The following is an 11,254-nucleotide window of genomic DNA, read 5'->3' as shown; positions in this document are numbered from 1 at the left end:
CTCCATCTCTGCATCCTTGAGCCGCTTTTCCAACTCTTGAATGCGCTGCTGTTCGGGAGTAAGAGCCACTTTACCGTTTCCTGGAAAAGCCAGATCTCCTTGCTGGCGATATCTTTTCCTCCACTGGTAAAGGAGGTCTGCACTTATCCCCAGGCTATCGGCTACTTCCCGGACGGTGCGGTCCGGATCTTCAGTCAGCAAGACAGCGTTTCTTTTAAATTCTGAATCGTATTTCCTTCTCTGGTGAGCACTCATTTTTTCCTCCTGTCATTTTCATAACAGCGGGTTAACTGAGTGTCTACATTTTTAGGGAAGGATCACGTATGCGGAAGGCGATCGGGCATAAAGATAAACTTTACCTACACATGATGCGGCATACATTTGCAACCCGGTGGATTGAGGCTGGCATGCCTCTCAAGGATGTCTCCGAGTTCCTCGGTCACCTCGCCGTGAAGACAACTGAGATCTGCACGAAGATTACACCGGATCATCTTATCAACTCATTTAACCGATATTCCAGCGAGAATATGAGTTGCCAGTAAAAAGTGGTGGCCCTCGATGCTTCAAAAGTAACCAGTTTCTAACGAAAAAAGGAGTTAGCTCAATCTGAGCTAACTCCTTTTTATCATTTGGTGCCTGGAGCGAGAATCGAACTCGCACGGGCCTAAAGCCCACGAGATTTTAAGTCTCGGGTGTCTACCAGTTCCACCATCCAGGCAACAGAAGATTCAATCACAGCACGGCCAGACCAAATTCCCTGCCGAACCGACAACTTCTTTAGCAAGTTTTATAATATTTTTCAAGTGGGTAGTTGAGTACATATGCAGAAAATAACACGAACAAGAGTGCGATCTTCATGCGGCGCATAAAAAGCGATACCCACTGGTGTGATCCTCCGGTTGCTCCGAAAAGTCATGTTGTACTTGAAAAACTATGACGTCGCTAGTTCTGGCCGACAAAAATTACAGGCGCACGGCTGGTATGGTGTTTGGCAAACAAGGCGATGCCATGTCCCGGAGTATAAAATTGTTGTTGAACCTAGTCGTAAAGAAAAAAGCAGATACCGGTAAAGTGGGTGCATGCGGCCAGGAAGACAAAAAGATGCCAGACCATATGGTGGTACTTGAACCCTTTTTGCGCATAAATCGCCGCTCCCGCACTATATAGAATGCCGCCGGTAAGGATCAGCCAGAACAGGACATGGTTTGCGTTGCGAACAAACATAGGCATAAAAATAACCAGGGTCCAGCCCATAATCAGGTAGATCATCACCGACACCTTGGGAATCGACATTCGCGCAAGTGATTTGTAAAGAATACCCGCAACGACGGCTATCCACTGGACAGTCAGGATAACAATCGCCTGCCAGCCGGCAATCACGGAAAGTGCGATGGGCGTGTATGTCCCGGCAATGGCCACATATATGAAAATGTGATCCATTATCCGCATGATTTCCTTGTGTCTGGATCCGGGTTCCATGATGTGATAGATCATGGAGTTGATAAACATTAAAAAGATGGCGATACAAAAGACGGCAACACCGATCAGATCCACGAGGTTGCCGTCTTTATAGGCGGTTATATAGGCAAATGGCATTGAGATCAGAACGAGGATGGCGGCAACTCCGTGGGTGACGGCGTTGGCGACCTCTTCGCCGAAGCTGAGCCATGCTGTACTTTTGTAACCTGCCTTCATCTGTTCTTAAAGTGAAGATTCAGCCCGCATTACAATGGCCAGCATCTCTCTTACCGCCTGGTCCAGTCCGGTAAAAACGGAGCGGGCGATTATGGCGTGTCCGATTGAAAGTTCTTCGATGGTCGCAAGGGCGGCGATCGGCGCAGTGTTCTGATAGTTGAGGCCATGGCCGGCGTTGACCCTCAGCCCCAGCGAAACTGCTTCCTCGGCGGCTTCGGCGATCATGGCAAATTCCTTGGCCTGTTCGTCTTCGCTAAGGGCATCGCAGTACCTTCCGGTGTGCAGCTCCACAAAGGCTGCACCCGCTTTTGCCGCCGCCTTGAGTTGTCTGGGTTCAGGATCGACAAACAGTGATACGGGAATGTTATCCTTTCCCATCTGTTCAACTACGGACGCAATTCTCGTCAATTGTGCATCGACATCCAACCCTCCCTCCGTTGTCAGTTCTTCGCGCTTTTCAGGAACGAGGGTGACAAGGTCGGGCTGTACCTCCAGGGCGATTTTTATAATCTCATCGTTTGCGCCCATCTCAAGGTTCATCTTGGTCTTGATCGTCTCCCGGAGAAGATATACATCCCGGTCCTGGATGTGTCTGCGGTCTTCGCGGAGGTGGATGACGATGCCCGCCGCTCCGGCCAGTTCGCAGATTCCGGCGGCGGTCACCGGGTCCGGTTCGGTGATTCCCCGGGCTTGTCTTACAGTTGCTACATGATCTACGTTGATAGCGAGTTTAGCCATCGCTTCTCTCCTCTTTTTTTTCAAGTATTTTCAACAATTTTTTTTCCTTGGCAAACATTTCATGTTCATCATCCTCGGATCGCTCGTGATCGTACCCCATAAGATGAAGAATTCCGTGAACGAGCAGCCATCTCATGCGATAGTACAGTGACTGGCCATATTCTAAAGCTTCACGGCTGGCCGTTTCAACAGAAATTACCACGTCTCCGAGTTCCCGTACAGGAAGAGCTGCGATCACGTCATCGGCGCCGTCACTGAAAGGAAAAGAGAGTACGTTGGTCGGCTTGTCCTGATGCCGGTACTGACGGTTGAGTCTTTGGATTTCCCGGTCATCGGCCAGCACCACCGACAGGTTGTATGAGTCTGAGCCGCATTGGGCAAGCACAACATCGGCGCTGTCAGTGATATCACGCAAATCAATCGGATAACTGCTGATGTCGGCTATAACGGTTATCTCCGCTGGCATGTTTAACTCTTACTCTTTTCGTAGGCGTGGATAATTTTCTGTACCAACGGGTGCCGCACTACATCGACCTTTGAAAATGAACAGAAGCTTATCCCCTCTATGGTAGATAGAATCTTCTTGGCCTGCAGAAGTCCCGACTGGCTCCTGGTCGGCAGGTCGACCTGGGTCGTGTCGCCGGTAACCACCGCCCGGGAATCGAAGCCGATCCTGGTGAGAAACATTTTCATCTGTTCCCGGGTGGTGTTCTGGGCCTCATCGAGAATGATGAAGGCATTGCTGAGCGTTCTTCCTCTCATGAACGCGAGGGGGGCTATCTCGATAATCTCCTGTTCGATCAGGTCAAAGGCTCTTTCCGGACCCAGGAGATCGTTGAGGGCATCGTGGAGAGGTCGGAGATATGGGTTGACTTTCTGTGCAAGGTCTCCGGGCAGAAAGCCGAGTTTTTCTCCGGCCTCAACAGCGGGTCTGGTAAGAATAATAGAGCGCACCTGCCCCGAAGTAAGAGCCGATACGGCCATGGCGACCGCCAGATAGGTCTTGCCGGTTCCGGCGGGACCAATGCCAAAAACGATATCGTTTTGCCTGATTGCGTCGATATACAGTTTTTGATTCCTGGTCTTTGGTGAAATAACCCGGTTGTGGGTCGTCACGTAGACCTTGTCCAGGAAGATCTTGTCGAGTCTCGCCTTGGGGTTGGATTCCAGCACTTTCAGGCCGAAGGCAAAATCGGTACTGTAGATCGGATAGCCTTTGCCGATAAGGCCGTAGAGCTGTTCCACAAGCGTGGCGACCAGTTCGACGTCGTGAGGCATCCCGGATATCCTCATGTCAGTTCCCCTGGCGTTGATCGATACTCCGGCACTTTTTTCAAGAGCGATAAGGTTCTTGTTCAGCTCGCCGTACAGGGTGCCTGCCTGTCCGTTATCGGCAAAGCTGATCTCTCGATGAATGATGTTTGTGGTCATTAAAATAAATTATTGCTTTAACTTGCTGAGTTCGCTGTCAATGACCGCCTGAAAGCCGGCAAGGCTCCTCTGGCTTGGTTTGCGGCCGTTAATGAAAATGGTTGGAGTACCGGTTACGTCGGCTTTTGTTGCGTCCTGGATATCTTTCTGGATCTGCGCCCGCACCTTCGGGGATGCCATGTCCGTTTTGAACTTCTCCATATCGAGATCAAGGGATTTGGCAATGGTATCAATGGAATCTTGGGTCAATTTTTTTTCCGCGAAAAGGCGATCGTGAAACTCCCAGAATTTTCCCTGTTCTCGGGCAGCCAGTGCTGCACGGGCGCTGGGATCAGCCATTTTATGAAACCTTAAGGGCATATTTTTGAAGGCGATTTTTACGGTTTTCGGATTCTTTTCGAGCACCTGCTCGAGTAGCGGCAGAAGTCTGCTGCAGTACGGTCATTCGAAGTCGGAAAACACGGCAATGGTAACTGGCGCATCGGCAGGGCCGTGGATCGGCGACCCGGTGATGTCGATGTTGTGAACAAAATAGACCGAAATTGCCTGAAAGGTACTGGTTGCCTTGTTTGTCAGATACAGCTTTTCCCCTTTAGCCGCGATATCGATGGCCGATACGCCGTCGTCAACGGGGATGGTTCCCTGTAATTTGCCGGCTGTATTGTAAATTTGTACCTGGTTGCTGTCGTTGAGGATATAGACGAGTTTGCCGTCGAGGGAATGGACCATGTCTATTGGGTTACCTTTGATCGCCCATTGTGCCTGCGTATCCCATTGGATCATGTTGTCCTGGCCTGAGTCGGGAACGGAGTTTGCTGCTCCGCTTGACGCAAAAAGCAGAGCGCAGACTCCCGTTCCTAATATGCTGTGAATTTTCATAATGTCCTCATAGGAAAAATTATTAATGAACACTGCGGACTGTATACCGGCAAGATAGCCACTCTGTTCCCATTGCGCAATGGGATATATACAACCCTATCGCTACAAGATAACACAGAATGTAGAGTTATCAAAAAACGAAGATGAAACTCCTGTGAGCAGGTCAGCGCCATTTTTTTTTATGGTTCAATCGCTAATATGTTAAGTACGCACTTGACTGTGGTCGTTATCTGAATTATTTAATACCGTTCTGATAAGAGTGACGATTCCATAGACGTTTTTGCATTCATCCTGTTTTCAGGAGGATTGTCAGGAGATCGTTGCGCTTTTGTCAAGAGGCGAGGGTGGCGGAATTGGTAGACGCACCAGACTTAGGATCTGGCGCCTTTCGGTGTGGGGGTTCGAGTCCCCCCTCTCGCACCACTTAAAAACAGATATAAGCCTCACCTGTCAGATTATTCTCTTTGCCGATTCTTGACCATTTTGAAAATTCGCTGCAATGTCAAAGGCTTGTATGAGGAGAGACGGGTGTGTATGATAATTTAAAATTAAAGGATGATACCCGATGGACATAAAGGTAGAAGAGATCAGTGCTCTCACAAAAAAAATTACGGTCACCCTGCCTAATGAAACTGTTCAACCAAAACTGGATAAGGCTTACGAAAAGCTGAAAAAAGAGGTCAAGCTGAAAGGTTTCCGCCGTGGCAAGGTGCCGCGTTCGATAATTGTCAAGCATTATAAACCGCAGGTTGAAGGAGAAACCGGAGAGAAGCTGGTCCAGGATAACTATTTTGACGCTGTCGAGAAAGAGGGGATTGATCCTGTTACTCATCCGGAAATCAAGGAAGTAAACTATAATGAAGACGGCTCGTTCACCTTTGTCGCAGAGGTGGATATACGCCCTGAATTCGACCTTGGCCAATATGCCGGCCTGGAGATAGAGAAGGATGACATTCTCGTTACCGACGAGGAAATTCAGCTGGAGCTTGAATCCATGCAGAAGAGGATGGCTCCGCTGGCGTCGGCGGGGGACCGCCCGGTGCAGGCTGAGGACATTGTGGTGGTGGATTTCCAGGGATATCACGAGGGAAATGCCATGCCCCAGGTTAAACAGGATGATTATTCGGTGGAAGTTGGTTCCGGCAATATGGGACACGAGTTCGAGGAAAAGCTGGTCGGCATGAATAAAGGGGAGGAGAAAAGTCATGAAGTCGATTTCCCCGAAAACCACCCGAACCCGATTTTAAAAGGCAAGAAAATCGAATTCAAGGTCATTGTGAAAGATATCAAGGAACGTGTTTTGGCCGAGATCGACGATGAGTTTGCCAAGGATGCGGGGGAGGAGTTCAATACTCTTGATGAGTTGAAGGCTTCCATAAACGAGAGGCTGACCAAGCAGCGTGAACAGAGGGAGGAGGGAGCAACTACCGACCGCATTATGCAAAAGCTCCTTGAAATTCATGAGTTTGAAGTGCCGAATCGGTTGGTCGCCTTTGAAATAGAGCAGATGATCAAGCAGACCGAGCAGCAGTTCGAGCAGGCTGGTATGAGCCTTGAGGCTGCCGGATTGAGCCGGGAAACGCTTGCCGAGCAGAATGCCGAGGTGGCCGCTAAGCGGGTGCGCGGCGATTTCATCCTGAAGAAGATTGCCGAAAAGGAAGAGATCAAGGTGCAGGATGAAGATATGGAGCGCGGCTTCCAGCGTATCGGCGACATGTACAACATGCCGGTGGCTCAGGTAAAAGAATTTTTTAAAAACCGGGACGACCTCCTTCCTTTCATGAACGAGCTGCTCAATGAAAAAATCCTGGCCTTTTTAAGGGAGAAATCAGTGTTCGTCAAACCGGCAAAAGAGACTGAAGAAAAGCAGCAGGAAGAAAAAGAGGAAGTGGCGGAATCAGCAGACAACGCCGATACTTCAGAAAGTTGATAGAGCGCTTGCATCTGCCGGAAGACTACTTATAATGACCAGTGCAGTGGGGAGCCTCACTGCCTGTCCTCTGATCGCTTTTTACCAATTACGACTGCATCGGGCTCTGTGCCTGTTGCAGTCGAACCGTTTTAAGGAGATACATTCATGAACCTTGTGCCAATGGTGGTTGAGCAAAGCCCTCGTGGGGAGCGGGCTTACGATATATATTCCCGCCTGCTGAAAGAACGGATCATTTTTCTGGGTTCAGCGGTTACCGACGATGTGGCTAACGTGATCGTCGCACAGTTGCTTTTTCTTGAAGCCGAAGATCCGGAAAAAGACATTACCTTTTATATAAACTCTCCTGGCGGTTCGGTGTCGGCTGGAATGGCTATTTACGATACCATGCAGTACGTGAAGAGTGATGTCGTTACGCTGTGCATGGGACAGGCAGCCTCCATGGGAGCATTCCTCCTTACGGCGGGTGCCCATGGCAAGAGATATGCTCTTCCGAACGCCAGAATAATGATTCATCAGCCCATGGGCGGGTTTCAAGGGCAGGCGACTGATATCGACATTCAGGCCAAAGAGATACTTCGACTGAAAAACGATCTGAACCGGTTGCTCGCCTATCATACCAAAAAACCGTTTGAAAAAATTGCCAGCGACACGGAAAGAGACTATTTTATGAGTGCGGCGGAAGCCAAGGAATATGGTATTATAGACAAAACGCTCACAAACAGGGAAGAGCTGGTTGAGGTGGAATAAGATGGACGATACATACAGCAATGACACCGACTGTAATTGCTCATTTTGCGGCAAAAATCAGGATGAGGTGGGAAAACTCATAGCGGGGCCCGATGTCTTCATCTGCGATGAATGTATAAGCTTATGCAACGAGATTGTTCTAGACAAGGACGATGACAATATTCCCGATACCCAGGAACAGCAACAGGTATCGCTTAAGCCGATGCAGATAAATCAGTATCTCGACGATTACGTGATCGGCCAGGATTATGCCAAGAAAGTTCTTTCCGTAGCGGTGCACAATCATTACAAACGAATCGATGCTCCTGCCGATATCGACGGGGTGGAACTGCAGAAGTCCAACATTATCCTTGTCGGACCGACCGGATCCGGTAAAACCCTGGTCGCTCAGACGCTTGCCCGGATTCTCAACGTGCCGTTCTGCATGGCCGATGCCACCACGCTCACCGAGGCGGGCTATGTCGGGGAGGATGTCGAGAACATTCTGGTGAACCTGTTGCAGGCTGCCGATTATGACGTGGAAAGAGCGCAGCGCGGGATCATTTATATCGATGAAATCGACAAGATCGCCAGGAAATCGGAGAGTCCGTCGCTTACCCGCGACGTATCGGGCGAAGGGGTTCAGCAGGCGCTGCTGAAAATAATTGAGGGAACCAACGCATCGATTCCGCCAAAGGGCGGCAGAAAACATCCCCAGCAGGAACTGGTGCAGATCGACACCACCAACATACTTTTCATCGTCGGCGGAGCATTTGTCGGACTCGACAAAGTTGTGAGCAGGCGCCAGGGTGCCAAGTCGATAGGATTCGGCGCAAAAGTTACCGGCGAGGACAAAAGAAAAATAGGGGAACTGTTACGGTTGGTGCAGCCCGAGGATCTGCTCAAGTTCGGCCTGATTCCCGAACTCGTCGGCAGACTGCCGGTTATCGCGACGATGGATGAACTGGTGGAGGAAGACCTTGTCCGCATCCTCAAGGAACCCAAGAACGCATTGACCAAGCAGTACCAGAAGTTGTTTGAGTTTGACGGCATCAGTCTGCGCTTTACCGAAGGTGCCCTCACGGCTATCGCCCGCAAGGCGCTGACCAGGAAATCCGGAGCCCGTGGTCTTCGTTCGGTAATGGAAGAAGCCATGCTCGAAGTGATGTACGATCTTCCATCAAAAGAAAATGTTCAGGAATGTGTTATCAGTGAGCAGGTAATCACCCAGGGTGATTATCCGGTGGTTCTGTATCACAATCCGCAAGAAGATCAATTAAAGGCTGGTTGATCCCGGTTACGGTCTTGACCTGTCTTTTTTCAATTGAACTGTATTATCTAAAGGTGATTTTGTGACGAAACTGTACCCGTTGATGCCCTTGCGGGATATTGTCATTTTTCCTCATATGGTGGCTCCACTGGTAGTGGGGAGAAAAAACTCCATACAGGCGCTTGAAGACGCCATGGAAAAGAAGACGGACATCCTGCTTGTGACACAGAAGAAATCCAGCGTAGATGTTCCTGAAAGCGACGACCTCTATAGCTTTGGCACCCTGGCAACCGTGATGCAGCTGTTGCGTCTGCCCGATGGCACGATAAAAGCTCTGGTTGAAGGGAAGAAGAGGGCCAAGATAGTTTCGTTTGTACCCCATGACAAGTTCTTGCAGGCCGAAATCGAGGAGTGTTCGGATGAAGTTGAAAAGAACGTCAAGCTTGTTGCCTACGAACGCGAGCTCAAAAAATTTTTCGGCGATTTTGCGGCGGAAAACAAAAAAATAGCGAAAGAGGTTGTCAAGTCGATAGAGTCAATTGATAACCCGCAGAAACTGCTCAATATCGTCTGCTCCCATCTGCCTCTCAAGAGCGAAGAGAAGCAGCAGATACTGGAAATTGATCCACTTACTGCCAGGATAGAGAAGGTTCTTGAGGTCCTGAACAGGGAAATCGAGCTTGGGGAGATCGAGAAGTCAATTAACGCCAAGGTGAAGATGCGGATGGGCAAAACCCAGCGTGATTACTACCTCGGTGAAAAAGTCAGGGAAATTCAGACCGAGATAGGACAGAACGAGGACGGTCTGGACGAAATGGGTGAGCTTGAGGAGACGATCAAGGCAAAAAAAATGCCTGATGCGGCCAGGGAGAAAACGTTCAAGGAGTTTAAAAAGCTCAAATCGATGCCGCCGATGTCTGCAGAGACGACGGTGGTGCGCAACTATATAGACTGTATCGTCAACCTGCCCTGGGATGAAAAGAGCAGATCGAAGATAGATATCCAGAAGGCCGAGAAAATTTTGGAAGCTGATCACTACGGTCTGTCCAAGACCAAGGAACGGATTCTGGAATATCTGGCGGTACAGGCGCAGGTCAAGAAAATCAAAGGGCCGATCCTCTGCCTTGTCGGCCCACCGGGGGTTGGTAAAACCTCTATCTGCCGATCAATCGCCCGGGCCATGGGACGAAAATTTGCCAGACTGTCCCTTGGCGGAGTTCGTGATGAAGCGGAAATCCGCGGCCACAGGAGAACATATATCGGGGCAATGCCTGGCAAAATCATCCAGGCCATGCAGAAGGTAGGGAAATCAAATCCTGTCTTCTGTCTTGATGAAGTGGATAAAATGTCGATGGACTTTCGCGGCGACCCGTCCTCGGCGCTGCTCGAAGTTCTCGACCCCGAACAGAACGTCGCCTTCAATGACCACTATCTGGATATCGATTATGATCTCTCCGAGGTCTTTTTCATTACCACTGCAAACAGCCTTCACGGTATTCCGGTACCGCTGCAGGACCGGATGGAAATAATCCAGATAAGCGGGTATACCGAAGAAGACAAACTCAAGATTGCCGAAGGATATCTCATCCCCAAACAGTTGAAGGAAAACGGCTTTAAACAGGGAGACATTAATCTTACCGACGGAGCGGTTTTAGAGATAGTTCGCCGGTATACCCGGGAAGCTGGGGTGCGGAATCTTGAGAGGATAATAGCTTCGCTCTGCCGCAAGGTGGCAAGAGACAGGCTGAAGAGGAAGCGCAGCAGTAAAAAGTACCGGGTAAATGTCCAGTCGGTTCTGAAATATCTGGGAACCCCCAAATATCGTTATGGTCTGGCTGAGGAACACGATGAAATCGGCCTCGCCACAGGGCTTGCCTGGACCGAAGTGGGAGGGGAGTTGCTGCAAATCGAAGCGACCCTCATGACCGGTTCGGGAAAACTGATAATTACCGGTAAACTGGGTGATGTGATGCAGGAGTCGGCCCAGGCCGCTCTGAGTTATGTGCGGACTAGGGCGGAGGCTCTGGGGCTTGAAGAGCAGTTTTACCAGAAGCTTGACATCCATGTCCATGTTCCCGAGGGTGCGATTCCCAAGGACGGTCCCTCTGCAGGAATAACGATTGCGACGACTCTTGTTTCCGCATTGACCAGGATTCCGGTGAAACATTACCTCGCCATGACCGGTGAGATCACCCTCAGGGGCAGGGTTCTGCCCATCGGCGGTCTTACCGAAAAACTACTTGCCGCCAAAAGGGGTAATATAACCCACGTACTTATCCCGAAAGAGAACGAGAGGGATTTGAACGATGTCCCTGTCAGGATCAGAAAATCGCTTACCATTGATGTGGTCGAGCATATGGATGAAGTTCTTGATCGCGCGCTTGCTCTTAAAAAGGGAAAAAGTATTTTCCGCAACAGAGAGCGGGGGCAGGTGGCAAAGGGAGACAAAGCGGCAAAAAAACAGCTGCATGCGCTCGGAACAGAGTGAAATTGCAACTTTAACCTTGTGAAAAAGAAAGTAAAACAGTTTTTATGAGAATCTGCAAATCTCTTATAATTTTGCTTGACGTAGTAAGGTGAAG

Annotated in this window: 11 protein-coding genes, 2 tRNA genes and 1 pseudogene; 6 read left to right on the top strand and 8 right to left on the bottom strand. The window is 49.7% G+C overall.

Features of this window, described 5'->3' with window-relative positions; all coding sequences use genetic code 11:
* On the bottom strand, positions 1-255 hold a 255-nt coding region (locus tag BLQ17_RS09080; RefSeq protein WP_143005474.1), incomplete at its 3' end, for a transposase.
* Between the two features lie 68 nt (positions 256-323).
* Here BLQ17_RS09080 and BLQ17_RS23670 point away from each other — a divergent pair.
* Positions 324-542: a tyrosine-type recombinase/integrase gene (locus BLQ17_RS23670; protein ID WP_092222029.1), complete on the top strand. Its 219-nt coding sequence runs from the start codon at positions 324-326 to the stop codon at positions 540-542.
* A gap of 88 nt (positions 543-630) precedes the next feature.
* Here the strand turns inward: BLQ17_RS23670 and BLQ17_RS09070 are convergent.
* From BLQ17_RS09070 to BLQ17_RS09040, 7 genes and pseudogenes are all read right to left on the bottom strand, one after another.
* Positions 631-718, bottom strand: a tRNA-Leu gene (locus BLQ17_RS09070).
* 320 nt (positions 719-1,038) lie between these two features.
* Positions 1,039-1,695 (bottom strand): PAQR family membrane homeostasis protein TrhA, encoded by a 657-nt coding sequence (gene trhA, locus BLQ17_RS09065; protein ID WP_092222027.1) that lies wholly within the window; start codon positions 1,693-1,695, stop codon positions 1,039-1,041.
* Positions 1,696-1,701: 6 nt separating this feature from the next.
* Positions 1,702-2,433 carry a pyridoxine 5'-phosphate synthase gene (locus BLQ17_RS09060; protein ID WP_092222025.1) on the bottom strand — a complete coding sequence of 244 codons (732 nt, stop codon included), beginning with the start codon at positions 2,431-2,433 and terminating at the stop codon, positions 1,702-1,704.
* On the bottom strand, positions 2,426-2,899 hold the full coding sequence (gene ybeY / locus BLQ17_RS09055; RefSeq protein WP_092222023.1) for an rRNA maturation RNase YbeY: 474 nt from the start codon (positions 2,897-2,899) through the stop codon (positions 2,426-2,428). Before ybeY ends, BLQ17_RS09060 begins: the two co-directional genes overlap by 8 nt.
* Before the next feature lie 2 nt (positions 2,900-2,901).
* A complete protein-coding gene (locus BLQ17_RS09050) occupies positions 2,902-3,864 on the bottom strand; it encodes a PhoH family protein (RefSeq protein WP_092222021.1) in 963 nt (320 codons plus the stop codon).
* 9 nt (positions 3,865-3,873) lie between these two features.
* A pseudogene (locus BLQ17_RS09045) lies at positions 3,874-4,293 on the bottom strand (DsbA family protein); the annotation flags it as partial.
* 12 nt (positions 4,294-4,305) lie between these two features.
* Positions 4,306-4,743 (bottom strand): YncE family protein, encoded by a 438-nt coding sequence (locus BLQ17_RS09040; RefSeq protein WP_092222017.1) that lies wholly within the window; start codon positions 4,741-4,743, stop codon positions 4,306-4,308.
* A 338-nt stretch (positions 4,744-5,081) separates the two neighbouring features.
* Here BLQ17_RS09040 and BLQ17_RS09035 point away from each other — a divergent pair.
* The 5 genes from BLQ17_RS09035 to lon all read left to right on the top strand — a co-directional run bounded on the left by BLQ17_RS09035 (position 5,082) and on the right by lon (position 11,160).
* Positions 5,082-5,166: transfer RNA gene (locus BLQ17_RS09035), tRNA-Leu, on the top strand.
* A 142-nt stretch (positions 5,167-5,308) separates the two neighbouring features.
* Positions 5,309-6,673: a trigger factor gene (gene tig, locus BLQ17_RS09030; RefSeq protein ID WP_092222015.1), complete on the top strand. Its 1,365-nt coding sequence runs from the start codon at positions 5,309-5,311 to the stop codon at positions 6,671-6,673.
* A gap of 147 nt (positions 6,674-6,820) precedes the next feature.
* On the top strand, positions 6,821-7,423 hold the full coding sequence (clpP, locus tag BLQ17_RS09025) for an ATP-dependent Clp endopeptidase proteolytic subunit ClpP (RefSeq protein WP_092222013.1): 603 nt from the start codon (positions 6,821-6,823) through the stop codon (positions 7,421-7,423).
* A 1-nt stretch (position 7,424) separates the two neighbouring features.
* Complete coding sequence (gene clpX / locus BLQ17_RS09020; protein ID WP_092222011.1) at positions 7,425-8,693, top strand: ATP-dependent Clp protease ATP-binding subunit ClpX; 1,269 nt, start codon at positions 7,425-7,427, stop codon at positions 8,691-8,693.
* An 82-nt stretch (positions 8,694-8,775) separates the two neighbouring features.
* A complete protein-coding gene (gene lon / locus BLQ17_RS09015) occupies positions 8,776-11,160 on the top strand; it encodes an endopeptidase La (RefSeq protein WP_092222008.1) in 2,385 nt (794 codons plus the stop codon).
* The last annotated feature ends 94 nt before the right edge of the window (positions 11,161-11,254 follow it).

The organism is Desulforhopalus singaporensis (assembly GCF_900104445.1).
Taxonomy (GTDB): Bacteria; Desulfobacterota; Desulfobulbia; order Desulfobulbales; family Desulfocapsaceae; genus Desulforhopalus_A; species Desulforhopalus_A singaporensis.
This window is presented reverse-complemented; position numbering and strand designations above follow the sequence as displayed.

Coding starts and splice junctions, on each gene's coding strand:
- BLQ17_RS23670 (WP_092222029.1), top strand. CDS start 324: ATGCGGAAGGCGATCGGGCATAAAGATAAACTTTACCTACACATGATG.
- trhA (WP_092222027.1), bottom strand. CDS start 1,695: ATGAAGGCAGGTTACAAAAGTACAGCATGGCTCAGCTTCGGCGAAGAG.
- BLQ17_RS09060 (WP_092222025.1), bottom strand. CDS start 2,433: ATGGCTAAACTCGCTATCAACGTAGATCATGTAGCAACTGTAAGACAA.
- ybeY (WP_092222023.1), bottom strand. CDS start 2,899: ATGCCAGCGGAGATAACCGTTATAGCCGACATCAGCAGTTATCCGATT.
- BLQ17_RS09050 (WP_092222021.1), bottom strand. CDS start 3,864: ATGACCACAAACATCATTCATCGAGAGATCAGCTTTGCCGATAACGGA.
- BLQ17_RS09040 (WP_092222017.1), bottom strand. CDS start 4,743: ATGAAAATTCACAGCATATTAGGAACGGGAGTCTGCGCTCTGCTTTTT.
- tig (WP_092222015.1), top strand. CDS start 5,309: ATGGACATAAAGGTAGAAGAGATCAGTGCTCTCACAAAAAAAATTACG.
- clpP (WP_092222013.1), top strand. CDS start 6,821: ATGAACCTTGTGCCAATGGTGGTTGAGCAAAGCCCTCGTGGGGAGCGG.
- clpX (WP_092222011.1), top strand. CDS start 7,425: ATGGACGATACATACAGCAATGACACCGACTGTAATTGCTCATTTTGC.
- lon (WP_092222008.1), top strand. CDS start 8,776: ATGCCCTTGCGGGATATTGTCATTTTTCCTCATATGGTGGCTCCACTG.